Origin of the sequence: Gordonia metallireducens (genome assembly GCF_021245825.1) — a bacterium.
GTDB lineage: Bacteria > Actinomycetota > Actinomycetes > Mycobacteriales > Mycobacteriaceae > Gordonia > Gordonia namibiensis.
In genome coordinates, this window is sequence record NZ_JAJQJP010000034.1 from 182,043 (window position 1) to 196,273 (window position 14,231).

Sequence of the window (14,231 nt, forward strand, 5' to 3'; positions counted from 1 at the left end):
TGATGGAGGAGACATGTCCGAGGACCACGCACCGTGGCAATCGCCGGTACACCGGGACCTGGCGGCCGAATTGCTGCGCATGTCCCGGCGTCGGAGTCTCGTCCATCCGTCGGTGGGACTGGAGAAGTCGGCTTTCGCCATCCTGTGGGTTCTGTCCGACGGGCGGCCGCGGACCCTTCGTGAGCTGACCGAGGAACTGGAGCTCGAGCAGTCAACGGTGAACCGACAGGTGAACGCCGCGATCAAGCACGGCTACCTCGAGCGCTTCGAGGTCGAGGACTCGTTGTCCAAGCTGATCCGCCCCACCGAACTGGGCCGCGAGGCCTTCAAGCGAGACGGGTTGTTGCGTGCGCAACGGCTGGAGCAGGTCTTCGCCGACCTCGCGCCGGGCAACCCTGAAGCGTTGCTGCACGAACTACGGGCGTTCAACGACGCCTATGAACGGACGCAGGACCGGCATGGGACCGGTGAGCGGAACGAGAAGAGCGATGAGGGATTGAAGAGAGGGCTGGCATGACCACTGGGGGCGGCACGTACGTGGTGACCGGATCGGCGTCGGGGATGGGGGCGGCTGCGGCCAAAGCCCTGTGCGGGGAGGGGCACACGGTGATCGGCGTCGATCTACGGGATGCCGATGTCGTCGCCGACCTGTCGACCCCGCACGGTCGGCAGAAGGCCGCCGAGGAGGTGCTGGCCAAGGCCGGCGGCAAGCTCGACGGCGCGGTCCTCGCCGCCGGAATGGGCCCGACCAAGGGGCGTGAGCGGATGATCACCGAGGTCAACGTCCTCGGCGTCACCGACCTGCTGACCGCCTGGCGCCCTGCTCTGGCCGCTGCAGACAAGGCGAAAGTGGTTGTCTTCGGCTCCAATTCGACGACGGTGACACCGCTGGTCCCGCGCGGCGCGATCCGACGACTCATCAACGGCGACACCGCCGGTGCCACCCGACAGATCCTGCGACGCCGCGGCGTCACCGCGCCGGTTGCCTACGCGGCGTCGAAGATCGCGGTCACCCAGTGGGTCCGCTGGCAGGGCACCAAGCCCGAGTGGGCCGGCGCGGGCATCCGGATCAACGTGATCGCACCCGGTCCGGTGATGACGCCGCTGCTGCAGGCACAGCTCGACAGCCCGCAGGCCAAGGCCGTCACGTCGTTCCCGGTTCCGGTGCGCGAGTTCGGAACCCCCGAACAACTCGCCGCATGGGTGATGACCATGCTGTCGCCCGCCGCCGACTTCATGGCCGGCACCATCATCACCGTCGACGGTGGAACCGAGGCCCTCATGCGTACCCGGGACTGGCCCCGGCCGCTGCCGGTGCGCGGGATTCCGAAGCTGCTGTGGAAGATGTACCGCGCGCCGAAGGACGGGCAGGTCGCGCAGTACTGACAGCAGTGTCCAGTACTGCCTGCGACCTGCCCGGCTCGGGTTTCAGTCGGACTGTTCCGCAGCGTCGAGTTCGCGAAGTACCCGCTCCGCGTTGCGGAAGGCCTCCAGGGCAGCTGGTACACCGACGTATACGGCGGTCTGCAGGAGTGCTTCCTGGATCTCCTCGTCGGTGACCCCGTTGGCCCGTGCGCCGCGCACGTGCGTCGAGAACTCGGTCTGCCTGTTGAGAGCGGTCAGCATGACGAGGTTGAGCAGGCTCCGCGTTCGGCGGTCGAGGCCCTCCCGGGTCCAGATGCCGCCCCAGCAGTACTCGGTGACGAGATCCTGCATGGGCTGACCGAACTCGGTCACCGCCGACAGTGCCTTGTCCACGTAGGCGTCGCCGAGGACGGTTTTGCGCATCGCCAGACCGGCGTCGTAGAGCTCCGAATGCGGTGTCGTGGTCGACGTCGTTGTCATGAGTTGTCTCCTTGATCGAAAATGTGGGGAATTGGTGAGGGAGGTGTCACAGCGCGGGACCCAGTTGGGTGCCGGGTGGTGTGCGGGCGAGCACCCGCTCGATGTCGTGCGCGGTGTGGCGAAGTAGTCCGGCGATCTCCGGAACCCGTTCGGGCGTCAGTCGGTAGGTGGGTCCTCCCACCCAGATCGCGTACGGCACTGCGCCATTGACCCGAACCGGGCAGGCGACCGAGGCCGCACCCGGCTCGAGTTCATCTCGTGAAGACGCATACCCGCGTTCCGCCGTCTCGGCGAGTTCCTCGAGGAACCCGTCGAGGTTTCTCCCGCGCGGCGAATCCCGGAACAGAGCATCGGCTTCGAGCTCCTGACGCACTGCCTCGGGATCACCGAGCGAGAGGAACACCTTGCCGGTCGAGGTCGACCACGCCGGCTGCATCCGGGGTACCGCACGGCGTCCGAGCCCGATGTTGTGCGGCGAGGCCGTCTGGGCGAGCACCATCACGGTGTTGGTGCCCTTGATCGGCTGGTCGAGTCCGCAGGTCTCCATCGCCTGGGTGGCGAGGGCCTCCAGGAGTCGGTTCACATACGACAGTGCGGTGTCCCGGTCCGACGTCGGGCTGAGCATGAGCAGCACCGACAGGGACATGTGAAAGCGCTTCGTGTCCTCGTTGAGGACCACCCAGTCCTCGGCGGCCAGTGCCAGCAGGATCCGGTGGCAGGTCGCCTTGGGGATGTCGGTGAGGCGGGCGACCCCGGACAGACCGATACCGTTCGGACTCGCGGCGACGGTCTGCAGGACGCGGAGGGTCTTCTGTACCAGCCCGGCATCGGCCACGGGTTCTCCTCAGATCGGGGTGATTGCAGGGGAAGCGGGTGTCGTAGGTGTCATTTGTATAGGGCGAACCGCCGATCGCGCAGGAAAGGACGGCCGAAAGCGCGCTTGGCCGGGAGCTGGCCCAGGTCGATGTCACCGACCACCAGTTCGTCGCCGCCGTTGTCCTCGGCCGTGGCAACCGTCTCGCCGTCGGGTCCGTAGATGGAGCTGCCGCCGAAGTACTCCTTGGGCCCCTCGATGCCGATGCGGTTGCTGGCCAGCACGTACATGCAGTTGAAGACCGCATGTGCCTTCAGCTCCAGATCGAATGTCTCACGCGAGTACCCGTTGCCGGAGGCGATCGGGATGCCCAGCACGGTGGCCCCCTGAACCGCTGCGGTGCGGGCGAGTTCGGGGAAGTGCCGTTCGTAGCAGATGATCGTCGACACCGGGATGCCGTCGGCGTCGACGACCTCCGGTGACTTGTCGCCGGGGCGGAAGTACGACTTCTCCGGGAAATTGAACGACAGCGGCAGGTGTGACTTGCGGTAGTCCAGGCGGCGTTCACCGCCGACGAAGATGGTCGCGGTGTTGTAGAAGACCCCGGCGGCCGCGGTCTTCTCGAAGATCGATGACACGATGGTCATCCCGTGTTCGCGTGACTTCTCCGCCACCATCGTGTTGCTGGGACCGTCGAGCGGCTCGCCGTAGACCAGGTAATCGGGATCGACGGGCATGGGCGCCACGAAGGGAACGGAGAAGAGTTCCGGCAGCTGCAAGACCTTGACGCCACGGGCCGCGGCCTGATCGATCAGATCGGCGACGACGGCGAGGTTGGCCTCTCGATCGGAGGTCGGCCGGAGCTGTAGGACGCCGGCGGTGACGATGCCGGGCGTGGACTCCTCGGTGCTGGTCTTTTCGGGGGTTGTCATGCGGAAACCTTTGCGAGAGAACGGATGGTGTCAACAGGGTTGGCGCCGAGCGGGAACACCACGGGCACACGGACTCCGGCCGCGCGGTATTCGTCGATCATGTCGGCTGTCTGTGCGGTGGTGCCGTAGGCGGTGACGCGACGGACGAGGTCGTCGGGGACCAGTGGCATGGCCTTGCGGATGTCCTCCGGGCGTGCCGGCCAACCCGCGATCTCCTTCAGGCGGTCGACGAGACCGGGCTCGACGCCGCAGTGGGAACCGATGTGCGGCTGCTGCATCAGGTACATGGTGAGGAACGCCTTGACTGAGTCCTTGGCATCTTCGGGGTTGGTGTCGTCGATCGAGCAGCAGATGATCTGCGTGATGTCGAGATCCTTGGTGAGCGTGCTGCGTTCGCGACCGCGCTGCAACGCGTTCACAGCCTCACGGGTGTAGCTCGTCGGCATCAGGAAGTCGAGGTAGACCCCGTCGGCGAGCTCTCCGGACAGTTCGAGCATCTTCGGACCGACCGGACCGGTGTAGATGGGAATGTCGACCGGCTTGTTCTCGGCGTACATCCGGTCGAACCGGATCTTGTCCATCGAGAAGTGCTCGCCCTGGAGCGTCACCTCCTCGTTGGCGAAGAGTGACCGGCAGATCGAGATGAACTCGCGCATCGTGCCCAGCGGCTTGCGGATGGGGGCACCGACCTTCGATGCGATCGGCTCCCACCACGCACCGACGCCGAGAATGATTCGCCCAGGGGCGATCTCGTCGAGGGTCTTGAAGGTGACGGCGGTGAGGGCCGGATTGCGGGTCTTGTTGTTGATGACACCCGAGCCGATGCGGACCTGATGGGTGCGGTCGGCGAGAAGGGCCATGACGCTGATCGCGTCTCGGGTCAAGCGGCCTTCGGCCACCCACAGGCTGTCGAAGCCTGCTTCGTCGGCGACATCGGCAATGGCCTTCGTCTCGTCCAGAGTGAAACGTTCACCGAGGTGAACTCCAAGTGGAATGGTCACATCACACCTCACAGTCGATGGGTAGGGATGAATCGGATCGATCGGCGGGGAGCGGGGTCGGTGTTCGGTCCCGCAGCGTCGTCCGAGGTTGGTACCGGCCGTGTCCGTACAGTTCCACCAGCTCACCGTCGCGGACGAGCTGCTGTCCGCGCGAGAAGACGTGGCGCGGTGCTCCGCTGACCGACATACCCTCGTAGAGGGTGTATCCGGCGCGGGAGCGGTGCCGGTCGGCCGAGATGGTGTGGTCGGCTTGCGGATCCCAGATGACGACGTCGGCATCGGAACCAGGGGCGATGGTCCCCTTGCGGGGGTAGAGGCCGAAGGTCTTTGCCGGGTTGGTCGACGTCATGTCGACGAACCGGTTCAGGTCGAAACGTCCTCGTGCAACGCCGTGTTCGTAGAGGACCATCAGGCGCTCCTCGGCCCCAGGGACTCCCGGCGGCACGTTCGGGAAGAAACCGCGCCCCTGCGGTTTCTGTGGTGGCAGGTCCTCGGGCTGGTCCATCGTGTAGGTCGCGTGGTCGGTACCCACCGACCCCAGGACGCCGGTGGCCAGGGCGTTCCACAGTGGCTCCTGGTGACTGCTCTCCCGGATGGGAGGTGAGCAGATGTACTTGGCCGCTTCGAAATCCGCCTGCGAATAGTCCTCGTACCCCGTCACGAGGTAGTGCGGACACGTTTCGCCGAACACGGGACGTCCGCGACTCTGTAGGGCCTGGATCTCGCCGACGCCGTCGGCCGAGGACACATGGACGATGAACAACGGTGTGTCCACCCACTCGGCGATCGTCGCCGCGCGCACGATGGCCTCGCGCTCGGCGGCGGCCGGATGGCCGTGCATGTGATGGTGCTCCTCGGTCTTGCCCTCTTCGATGAGTGCGTCGACGGCGGCGTTGACCATGTGGCCGTTCTCGGCGTGCACCATGGGCAGCACCCCGAGTGCTTTGGCCTCGGTGAACCCGCGGATGAGCACGTCGTCGGGCACCATCAGCCCGGTGTAGGCCATGAAGAACTTCCAGCTGGTGGCGCCGAATTCCTCTGTCAGCTGCCGCAACTGGTCGAACGAATCGTCGGAGTTCGCAGTCGCCGGCACCATCAGGTGGAAACCGAAATCGATCATCGAACCCTCTTCGGCGGCCGTCCGGCGACGGTGGAAGGCGTCGATCAGGCTCTCGCCGGGGAGTCCGCGGACGAAGTCGACGAAGGTGGTGGTGCCGCCGGCCGCCGACGCGGCGCTGCCGGTGCGGAAGTCGTCCGCGGTCCGGGTGGTGCCCTTGAGGTTGTGGTGCTCGAAGTGGGTGTGGGTGTCGATCCCGCCGGGAAGGACATAGTGGCCGTCGGCGTCGATGACGCGGTCTGCGGTCCACCCGTCGTCGACGCCCAGGGCGGCGATCTTGCCGTCGGCGATCAGCACATCGGCGCGGAAGGTGTCCGTGGCGGTCACCACATGACCGCCACGGATGATGAGACTCTCTGTCATCGAACCACTCCCACGGCGTCGTCGGCGTGGACGAGTGCCTCGTCGAGGATCGACAGCGCCAGGTCGATCTCCTCCGCGGTGATGATCAGCGGCGGTGCGAGCCGGATGACACTGTCCTGGCGGCCGATCCACAGACCGCGATCCTTGGCGGCCTTCACGACGGCGACGCCGGGGGTGGACTGCTCGGGTGTTCCCTTGAACGGGATCAGCGGGGACCCGTCGGTTGCCACGAGATCGATGCCCCACATCAGGCCGAGGCCCCGAATGCCGCCGACGCTGGGGTGGCGTCGCGCCAACTCCTCGAGGCCACGCTGCAGGCGCGCGCCCTGGATCGCCGCATTCTCCACCACACCTTCGGATTTCATGATCTCGATGGACGCGACGGCGCTGCCGCAGGCGAGCGGGTGCCCGGCGTAGGTGAGACCGGCCGGCAGGGCGATGTCGCGGAGGGCGTCGCGGATGTGCGCGCCCACGATCGTGGCACCGAGCGGGACGTAGCCGGAGTTGATGCCCTTGGCTGTGGTGAGGATGTCGGGCACGACGCCGAACTGCTCGATGCCGAACCAGGTGCCGAGTCGGCCGAACCCGACCATCACCTCGTCGCAGATCAAGAGGATCCCGTGCCGATCACACACCTCGCGAATGGATTTGAGGTAACCGGGCGGGGGAACGATGGGCCCGTTGGTGCCGGTGACGGTCTCCATGATCACCGCGGCGACGCTCCCGGGGTTCTCGTACTGGAGGACCTCTTCGAGATGGGCAGCGGAGTAGCGGGGGTCGTCCGGGTTTCCCCCACCCGGTACATAAGGGTCGAGCATGCGCACGACACCCGGCGTGGTCAGGGGTTCCAGCCCCCACCGGCGCGAATCGCCGGTCAGTGTCATCGCCCCGGCGCTGGCGCCGTGGTACGAGCGGTATCGGGCCACGACCTTGTGCCGGCCGGTCACCGCGCGGGCGATGGCGATGGCGGCTTCGTTGGCTGCGGCGCCGCCAGTGGTGAAGAAGCTGGAGGTGAGGTTGCCGGGAGTGAGGGCGTCGAGTTCGAGAGCCAGCCGGCTACGCGCCTCGTTCGCGAACGTCGGACCGATGAAGCACGACTTGCGGGCCTGCTCGGCGATCGCCTCGACCAGCCGCGGATGCTGGTGACCCAGATTGAGATTCACGAGCTGGGACAGGAAGTCGAGGTATCTGTTGCCGTTGCTGTCGACGAACCAACAGCCGGCGGCGTCGACGACGGTGATCGGGTCCGGGCCCGACTGCTTCGACCATGAGGTGAGCACGTGGTCGCGGTGGGCGCGGGCGATCCAGTCGGTTCCTTCCTGCGTCGTGGGCGTGAGCGTGCCGCTGCTCGTCATGGGGGCCTCCAAGGGGGGGTCTGGTTCAGCTAGTGAACCGCTGTCTCAGTGGGATGTGAGCAGCTTGGACTGGTTCGGTTTCGACCTTGTTACACAGTGGTTTCCATTCCGTACTGGATGAAAATCACTGCTGTGCAACCACTTCGGTAGACGCCCTGACCTGGGCCGATGGGCTTGAAACCCAGTGTTCACAAATGGGCAACCTCCGCTAAACGACCGGAACGTTGACTCATCCACCGAACCGAGATCGCGCTCAGTGAACCGACGCTGGGCGCGATGGCTCGGCTGTTTCCTCTCTCGCCCCAGCGACCCCCGGGGCGATCCCCCTCGACAGAAGGACAACGCGATGAGAAAGCTGCCTTTACGTGCCCTGGTGACCGTTTTCGGAGGCGTCCTGGCACTCAGCGCCTGCGCAACGACCGATGAGGGCAACGGTGATGTGGTGACCGTGGCGACGTCGGCCAACTACGCCCCATTCACAATGGTCGAGACCTCCGGTGACCTGACCGGTTACGCGATCGACATCGCCGAGGAGATGGGCGAGCGCATGGGCGCCACGGTCAAGTTCGAGAAGGTCGACTACAAGTCCCTGCTGCAGGGTGTCACCACCGGTCGCTACGACATGTCCGACGGTTCGGTGGTGTTCACCGAGGAGCGCGCGAAGCAACTCGACTACACCCACCCGGTTGCGTCGAGCGGATCGGTGGCGATGGTCCGGGCCGCCGACAAGGCGAAGATCACCGGTCTCGACTCGTCGCTGGCCGGCCTTCGGATCGGCGCCGTCGACGGCAGCGTGCAGCAACAGTGGGCGCTGGCGAACAAGGCCGACCTCGGGTATTCCGACCTCGTTGCCTATGCAGGACCGTCGCAGGCGATCCTGGACCTGAAGAACGGCCGCATCGACGCGATCGTCTACGACACCATCAACGCGCTGTACTACGCCCAGAAGAACCCGGCCGACGGCGTCGCCCCGGTCGGCGACTCGGTCAATCCCTCGATCGTGGCCGCGACCACCAAGAAGGGCAACACCGAGCTGCTCGACCGCGTCAACAAGGCCCTGACCGAGATGTACTCCGACGGGACCATCGGATCGCTGCAGATGGAGTGGTTCGGTCAGGCACTCCCGACCCCGACCTCGCTGGATGCGGCCAATCCGTTCCCGGTCGCGCCCACCAAGTCGGACCAGTAGTCCGCGGACCGGGTTGGTGACGAGATGACATTCGACGCACAGGTATGGGGCGAGTACCTCGGTGCGCTCCTGGACAGTCTGTGGGCGACCATCTGGCTGTTCCTCGGGAGCATGGCGATCGGTACGGTCGGTGGCGCACTGCTCGCGTTGATGCGCACCACCCCGGTGTGGCCGTTGCGCGCCGTGTCCATCGCCTTCACCTGGGTTTTCCGCGGCCTCCCGCCGTTGGTGATCCTGTTCTTCACGTACTTCGGACTGCCCGCGCTCGGAGTGGCCCTGACGCCGATGGCCGCGGGAATCCTGGGCCTCGGTCTGACCGCCGCGGCCTACACCGCGGAGATCTTCCGAAGTGGGTTGTCCGCGGTCGACCGCGGACAATGGGAGGCCGCGCAGGCCCTGGCGATGACTCCGACGCACTACATGTGGCGGGTCATCGCACCCCAGGCCTTCCGTGTCAGCATTCCGCCCTATTTCAGCAACGCCATCACCGCACTGAAGGCGACGTCACTCGCGAGCACCATCACGGTCGCCGAGATCACCGGAACCGCGAACAGGTTGATCAGCACCACCTTTCAGCCGCTGGAGATCCTGACGATCGTCGCGATCATCTACCTGCTTCTGAACACGGTGCTGGTGTTGTTGCAGTTCCTGTTCGAGCGTGCGTTCGCACTGAAGTCATGAGCACGGTGGTCGCGAGCACCGGAATCATGCGAGCCGAAGGAGTCCTGGCATGACCACACCCATCATCGAGATCTCTGGCCTACGAAAGAGTTATGGAGATCGCGAGATCCTCCACGGCGTCGACCTCACCGTGAACCAGGGCGAGGTGGTCGCCCTGATCGGGCCGTCGGGCGCGGCGAAGACAACTCTGCTTCGTTGCCTGAACCTGCTCGAGACACCGAGCGCAGGGACCATCGACATCCTGGGCAAACGTGTTTCCGGGCCGGATGCGAAGGGGCAGCAGAAGCACCTCCGGGGACGCGATCTCCGCGAGTTGCGTCGCGATGTCGGCATGGTTTTCCAGTCCTTCAACCTCTTTCCACACATGAGTGTGATCGAGAACGTCATGGACTCGCCGGTGAATTCATTGGGGCAGCCGCGGGCGGAGGTACGTGCCCGGGCGATCGAACTGCTGGAGGAGGTCGGCCTCGGGGACCGAATCGACGCCTACCCAGGCCAGCTCTCCGGTGGGCAGAAGCAACGTGTGGCCATGGCGCGGACGCTCGCCATGCAACCGCGCGTGGTCCTCTTCGACGAGGTCACCTCCGCAGTCGACCCGGAGATGAAGGCCGAGATTCTGCTGGTCATGAAAAGGCTTGCCACGAAGGGGCTCACGATGATCAGCGTCACGCACGAAATGGGATTCGCCGAGCAGGTCTCCGATCGGGTCGTCTTCATGGAACAGGGGCAGATCGTTGCCCAGGGCGGTCCGGAGCTCATCGCCAAACCGCCCACCGCGCGACTGGCCCGTTTCGTCAACGCCGTCGTCGATCCGGTCGGCGTGGCGATCGCCCAGGATCAAGCGAAGGACGAGGAGTCTCCCGAAGGGGGTTAGTCGGCCGACTTCTCCGTAGGTTCGGGCGCCGTCAGGTGGTGCCGGTCGTCGGGACGGATGGTCAACGCTGCCACGAGAACTCCGACGACGACACCCACGAGCGTGTCGCCGACACGGGCGGCCGCGATGCCGGTGCCGGCGGGGTGGCCGATCGAGGTCACCAGTAGTGCCATGGCGGTGACGAAGGTCGAGGCCAGTGCGTAATTGCGGGTCACCGTCAGTTCCGCGGCGGTCTGGCAGGCCACCACGATCACGACGAGTGGCCAGTAACCGAGGTCGGCGAAGATCACTGCGGCGGCGAGTAGGGCGCCTGCGGTGTTTCCGAGTAGACGTTGGATGCCGCGCTGAACGGCGTGGCCGTAGTTCACGCCCTGCAACGTGGCGATCGTGCCGAGTATCGCCCAGAGCGGGTGGTCCAGTCCGACGGCGACCGCCGACATGCCGGCGATCAGCGATGCGACGGCCATGCGAGAGGCGCTGAACCACAACGCCTTGTCCATCGCGGCGCGAAGGTAATCCGGGGACGAGGCCGAGACCGGCAGAGGTGTGTCGGGTGTCCGGGGCGTTCGGATGTCGCTGCGCACCTTGCGGAGTTCGGCCTCCAGTCGCGCGAAGTCGTCCTGCCGGGACAGCCCGGATTCGCGCCCGCAGAGGGCGTTCTCCGCGGCGTCGAGCAGTGCGATCAGTTCGTGGACGTGTTCGTCGACGCGTCGTTGTGGGGTGAGCGCGATGGTCTCCCGGGCCCGGGTGATCACCGCTCGCGCAGCTGCGACCGCCTGGTCGCCTTGCTGTTCGGTTGCCGACACGGCCGCGAGGGCGCGTGCCACGGCCACCCGGGAAGGACTGTGTGGATGGGACAGAGCGGGGGCCATCGCCACGGCCCAACCGACGAGGCCGCCCAGCGCGGCGGCCCCGGTGGCGGAGGCGGCGTCGGCCCAGGTGTTCGCGAATCCGGCCGCGCCCGCGGCGGCGAAGATCATGACGACGGGGCCGGGGCCGGTGATCCCGAAGACCAAGGTGAGCCAGTAGGCGATACCGGCGCCCGCCGAGACCAGCACCACCAGCGTCCAGACAGGCGCGCCCGCGACACCGAGGGCGGCGCCGAACGCTGTATAGGCGACGATCAGTCCGGCCACACCCGCGAGCTTGCGGGCCAGTCGGGGATAGGGCTCGTATCGGAGGAACGCGGCGGCGAGTGAGCCGAGGGCGGCGAACCCGGCGATCTCGGTCCGGCCGAGCAGGCCGCCGGCAACGAGGACGATCGCGCCGGCGAGCCCGACGCGCACGGCGATCGCCACCGTGGGGTCGGCGCGACGGAACTCCAGCGTGCTGCGCCACGCGGCCGGGGACACCGAATGCGCCAATGCCCTGCGCGAATGCTTCAGGCGGCTGCGGTCACGGGTCGAGGTGGGAGAGTCGGGCACCCGTCAACGATAGTACTTTCTCGGTAAATTATCTATGAATTATCTGCGAAGGGTTAGGATCGACGCATGTCAGAGCCCTCTGCGTCGTCGGATTACGTCGACCGTGCCCGCCGGGAGTGGGCGGCGCAGTATCCCGATCTCGACATGCGGCCGGTTGATGTCATCGGGCGCATCGTGCGGATCGGCTCGCTGGCCCTCGCACGTTTCGACCGTGACCTCGCTCCTCGCGGGATCACCCGAACCGAGTTCGACGTCCTCGGTGCACTCGCGCGCAGCGACGTACCGCTCCGAGCCAGCGAGGTCACCTCGGTCGCCGGCATCTCCGGGGCCTCGACCACCAAGAACGTGGAGCGGCTGGTCGCGATGGGCTTGGTCGAACGGAAGCGCCTCGAACGCGATGGCCGTGTGGTCCTGCTGTCGCTGACGTCTGCCGGGCGTGCACTCGTCGACGAGGAGTTCCCCCGCCGCATCGAGAGCGAACACCAGATGCTGGACGATCTCGACGACGAGGAGATCGAGACGCTGGTGAACCTGCTCCGGCGGGTGACGCGCAACGTCGAGTGAGCCCGCGGGATCAGAGCCCGACGCGCTCGAGCGCCTCGTCGAACTCCTCCGAGGCCTCCTTCTCGGTCTTCCCGTCGGCGAGCGCCTGCCGGTACACCGCGAACAGCTCGGTGCTGCGTTCGGAGTAGGCCTGCGTCCAGCGTTCGCTGTCCTGACGCCAGTAGCCGATGACGTCGTACGACTCGCGGCCCCACCGCATTTCGCTGCGCAGATGTTTGCGGACGGCTCGCGACTCCGAGGCCTCCCCGGCGAACCAGCAGTACCCGGCGTCCGTGAGATCCAGTGCTGCGACGGTCTCGGCCAGCTGGCTCGGGGTCCGTCCGTTGCCGCCGATCAGCGTGATCGTCTCGACCTTCCGCTCGGGTAGGTAGGCGAGATCGGTCGGCGACGGCACCTCGACCACCACGGTGACGCCGTCGACGACCGGGACATCCTCGATGATCCGCGCGAGTGCCGGGAGTCCGGCGAGGTCGGCGGCCAGGACGAGGCGGCCGGTGCCGGTCGGTGGCGCGAACCAGCTGCGCGCGTGCGTCATGACGACCTCGTGGCCGGGCTCGGTGCGCTGGGCCCACGTCGTCGCCGGCCCGGCGGCATGGATCACGAAGTCGACGACGACGGTGCCGGCTGCCGGGTCGGCCGCGCGGATCGAGTAATTGCGCCCGTCCGGCGCGGGGTCGAGGTCGTAGTAGGCCCAGATTCCGTCGCGGCACTGCATGGCGGGCGTCGAGCGCTGCGATTCGGCAGGGAAGTAGATGCCCACCGCCTCGTCGGCGACGCCGGGCAGTCCCAGGCCGGGCAGGTCCGCGACGTCGAATGTCAGTCGTCGCAGGTTGGGCGTCAGGTCGTCGACCCCACGGACGCGTGCTCTCGAGTAGCCCATGAGGCCACCCTAACCTCACTACCGTCGAACACCCGGGGTCTGGCCTCTGTTACTAGGATATGCAACCATCTGTGGAGGCCTGTCGGTGTGGAGAGGAGTTTCGATCGTGTCGGAACAATCAGTGCTGGTCCCGTCTGTCCTGACGGAGGAGAACGGGTCGGCGCGGTCGCTGATCCTCAACCGTCCGAAGTCGATCAATGCGATCGACCACGAGATGGCCACCGAGATCGCGGAGCGACTCGACGAATGGGCCGGTGACGACACCGTCAAGGCCGTCGTCCTGTATGGCGCCGGCGAACGCGGACTGTGCGCGGGCGGCGACATCGTCGCGATCCACCGCGACGCCTCGGCGCTCAGCGGCAATCCCGACTCCACCGACATCGACGCCGAGAACTCGCCGTCGGCGAAGTTCTGGTTCGACGAGTACCGACTCAACGCGGCGATCTCGAGCTACCCCAAGAGCTACGTCGCGATCATGGACGGCATCGTCATGGGCGGCGGTGTCGGCGTCTCCGCACACGGCAACGTGCGCATCGTGACCGACCGCACCCGTCTGGCCATGCCCGAGGTCGGCATCGGCTTCGTCCCCGATGTCGGTGGTACACACCTGCTCTCGCGGGTCCCGGACGGGCTCGGCCTGTACGCGGGCCTCACCGCGGCCCACCTCCGCGGCGCCGACGCCATCGCCATGGGTCTCGCCGACCACTTCGTCCCCTCCGAGTCGCTGCCGGCGTTCATCGAGGCCATCGGAACGGCCGGAGTCGACGCCGCGATCGCGGAGTACGCCACCGAAGCTCCCGAGTCCGAGCTCGCCGCCCAGCGGGAGTGGATCTCCGAAGCCTTTGCCGCCGAGACCATCTCGGAGATCATCGAACGGTGCCGCGCGGTCGGCTCCGAAGCGGCGACCAAGACCGCCGACACCATCGCAGCCAAGAGCCCCACCGCGCTGGCGGTCACGCTGCGCTCGCTGCGCGAGGCCGCGAACGACGCGACCCTCGAGGACACCCTGGTCCGCGAATACCGCGTCTCCCTCCGGTGCCTCCTGCATCCCGACATGGCCGAGGGTATCCGCGCGCAGGTCATCGACAAGGACCGCAACCCGAATTGGGCAGAATTCTCGGAGGCGGGCGTCGACGCGTTCTTCGCGCCGCTGCCGCACGACCTGACGTTCCCTGCCTGACCGACCACCTCA

Annotated in this window: 15 protein-coding genes; 7 read left to right on the top strand and 8 right to left on the bottom strand. The window is 66.7% G+C overall.

The genetic code is table 11. The features are described 5' to 3' along the window. The first annotated feature begins 13 nt into the window (after positions 1-13). Both LQD00_RS14355 and LQD00_RS14360 read left to right on the top strand, forming a co-directional pair. Positions 14-517, top strand: a complete 504-nt coding sequence (locus LQD00_RS14355) for a MarR family winged helix-turn-helix transcriptional regulator (protein ID WP_232717860.1) — start codon at positions 14-16, stop codon at positions 515-517. Next, complete coding sequence (locus LQD00_RS14360) at positions 514-1,386, top strand: SDR family oxidoreductase (RefSeq protein WP_232717861.1); 873 nt, start codon at positions 514-516, stop codon at positions 1,384-1,386. Before LQD00_RS14355 ends, LQD00_RS14360 begins: the two co-directional genes overlap by 4 nt. Positions 1,387-1,428: 42 nt before the next feature. On the opposite strand, the gene LQD00_RS14365 is transcribed toward LQD00_RS14360, so the two are convergent. The 6 genes from LQD00_RS14365 to LQD00_RS14390 are packed head-to-tail and all read right to left on the bottom strand — an operon-like array spanning position 1,429 to position 7,427. After that, the gene (locus LQD00_RS14365) at positions 1,429-1,845 is read right to left on the bottom strand and encodes a carboxymuconolactone decarboxylase family protein (protein ID WP_232717862.1); all 417 of its coding nucleotides are present in this window, start codon (positions 1,843-1,845) and stop codon (positions 1,429-1,431) included. 46 nt (positions 1,846-1,891) lie between these two features. After that, entirely contained in the window at positions 1,892-2,680 is a 789-nt protein-coding gene (locus LQD00_RS14370) for an IclR family transcriptional regulator (protein ID WP_232717863.1), read from the bottom strand. Positions 2,681-2,730: 50 nt separating this feature from the next. Then, the gene (locus tag LQD00_RS14375) at positions 2,731-3,591 is read right to left on the bottom strand and encodes a carbon-nitrogen hydrolase family protein (protein ID WP_232717864.1); all 861 of its coding nucleotides are present in this window, start codon (positions 3,589-3,591) and stop codon (positions 2,731-2,733) included. Further along, complete coding sequence (locus LQD00_RS14380; RefSeq protein ID WP_232717865.1) at positions 3,588-4,592, bottom strand: LLM class flavin-dependent oxidoreductase; 1,005 nt, start codon at positions 4,590-4,592, stop codon at positions 3,588-3,590. The genes LQD00_RS14375 and LQD00_RS14380 overlap by 4 nt, the downstream gene beginning before the upstream one ends. Position 4,593: 1 nt before the next feature. Further along, entirely contained in the window at positions 4,594-6,072 is a 1,479-nt protein-coding gene (gene hydA, locus LQD00_RS14385) for a dihydropyrimidinase (protein WP_232717866.1), read from the bottom strand. Continuing rightward, the gene (locus LQD00_RS14390) at positions 6,069-7,427 is read right to left on the bottom strand and encodes an aminotransferase class III-fold pyridoxal phosphate-dependent enzyme (RefSeq protein WP_232717867.1); all 1,359 of its coding nucleotides are present in this window, start codon (positions 7,425-7,427) and stop codon (positions 6,069-6,071) included. Before LQD00_RS14390 ends, hydA begins: the two co-directional genes overlap by 4 nt. A gap of 346 nt (positions 7,428-7,773) precedes the next feature. Here LQD00_RS14390 and LQD00_RS14395 point away from each other — a divergent pair, with 346 nt between their 5' ends. From LQD00_RS14395 to LQD00_RS14405, 3 genes are read left to right on the top strand one after another with little or no spacing between them, the layout of a single operon-like run. Further along, positions 7,774-8,616 (top strand): substrate-binding periplasmic protein, encoded by an 843-nt coding sequence (locus LQD00_RS14395; protein WP_232717868.1) that lies wholly within the window; start codon positions 7,774-7,776, stop codon positions 8,614-8,616. A 24-nt stretch (positions 8,617-8,640) separates the two neighbouring features. Next, the gene (locus tag LQD00_RS14400; RefSeq protein WP_006867521.1) at positions 8,641-9,297 is read left to right on the top strand and encodes an amino acid ABC transporter permease; all 657 of its coding nucleotides are present in this window, start codon (positions 8,641-8,643) and stop codon (positions 9,295-9,297) included. 49 nt (positions 9,298-9,346) lie between these two features. Further along, positions 9,347-10,171, top strand: coding sequence for an amino acid ABC transporter ATP-binding protein (locus LQD00_RS14405; RefSeq protein ID WP_232717869.1), 825 nt, complete (start codon positions 9,347-9,349; stop codon positions 10,169-10,171). Here LQD00_RS14405 and LQD00_RS14410 read toward each other — a convergent pair. Next, the gene (locus LQD00_RS14410; protein ID WP_232717870.1) at positions 10,168-11,595 is read right to left on the bottom strand and encodes an FUSC family protein; all 1,428 of its coding nucleotides are present in this window, start codon (positions 11,593-11,595) and stop codon (positions 10,168-10,170) included. The genes LQD00_RS14405 and LQD00_RS14410 overlap by 4 nt on opposite strands. A 66-nt stretch (positions 11,596-11,661) precedes the next feature. Between LQD00_RS14410 and LQD00_RS14415 the strand changes: the two genes are divergently transcribed. Beyond that, positions 11,662-12,159: a MarR family winged helix-turn-helix transcriptional regulator gene (locus LQD00_RS14415; RefSeq protein ID WP_232717871.1), complete on the top strand. Its 498-nt coding sequence runs from the start codon at positions 11,662-11,664 to the stop codon at positions 12,157-12,159. 10 nt (positions 12,160-12,169) lie between these two features. On the opposite strand, the gene LQD00_RS14420 is transcribed toward LQD00_RS14415, so the two are convergent. Then, the gene (locus LQD00_RS14420) at positions 12,170-13,039 is read right to left on the bottom strand and encodes a siderophore-interacting protein (RefSeq protein ID WP_232717872.1); all 870 of its coding nucleotides are present in this window, start codon (positions 13,037-13,039) and stop codon (positions 12,170-12,172) included. Positions 13,040-13,145: 106 nt separating this feature from the next. Between LQD00_RS14420 and LQD00_RS14425 the strand changes: the two genes are divergently transcribed. Continuing rightward, positions 13,146-14,219 carry an enoyl-CoA hydratase/isomerase family protein gene (locus tag LQD00_RS14425; RefSeq protein WP_232717873.1) on the top strand — a complete coding sequence of 358 codons (1,074 nt, stop codon included), beginning with the start codon at positions 13,146-13,148 and terminating at the stop codon, positions 14,217-14,219. Positions 14,220-14,231 lie beyond the last annotated feature (12 nt).

Coding starts and splice junctions, on each gene's coding strand:
- LQD00_RS14375 (WP_232717864.1), bottom strand. CDS start 3,591: ATGACAACCCCCGAAAAGACCAGCACCGAGGAGTCCACGCCCGGCATC.
- LQD00_RS14355 (WP_232717860.1), top strand. CDS start 14: ATGTCCGAGGACCACGCACCGTGGCAATCGCCGGTACACCGGGACCTG.
- hydA (WP_232717866.1), bottom strand. CDS start 6,072: ATGACAGAGAGTCTCATCATCCGTGGCGGTCATGTGGTGACCGCCACG.
- LQD00_RS14390 (WP_232717867.1), bottom strand. CDS start 7,427: ATGACGAGCAGCGGCACGCTCACGCCCACGACGCAGGAAGGAACCGAC.
- LQD00_RS14400 (WP_006867521.1), top strand. CDS start 8,641: ATGACATTCGACGCACAGGTATGGGGCGAGTACCTCGGTGCGCTCCTG.
- LQD00_RS14360 (WP_232717861.1), top strand. CDS start 514: ATGACCACTGGGGGCGGCACGTACGTGGTGACCGGATCGGCGTCGGGG.
- LQD00_RS14395 (WP_232717868.1), top strand. CDS start 7,774: ATGAGAAAGCTGCCTTTACGTGCCCTGGTGACCGTTTTCGGAGGCGTC.
- LQD00_RS14405 (WP_232717869.1), top strand. CDS start 9,347: ATGACCACACCCATCATCGAGATCTCTGGCCTACGAAAGAGTTATGGA.
- LQD00_RS14420 (WP_232717872.1), bottom strand. CDS start 13,039: ATGGGCTACTCGAGAGCACGCGTCCGTGGGGTCGACGACCTGACGCCC.
- LQD00_RS14415 (WP_232717871.1), top strand. CDS start 11,662: ATGTCAGAGCCCTCTGCGTCGTCGGATTACGTCGACCGTGCCCGCCGG.
- LQD00_RS14365 (WP_232717862.1), bottom strand. CDS start 1,845: ATGACAACGACGTCGACCACGACACCGCATTCGGAGCTCTACGACGCC.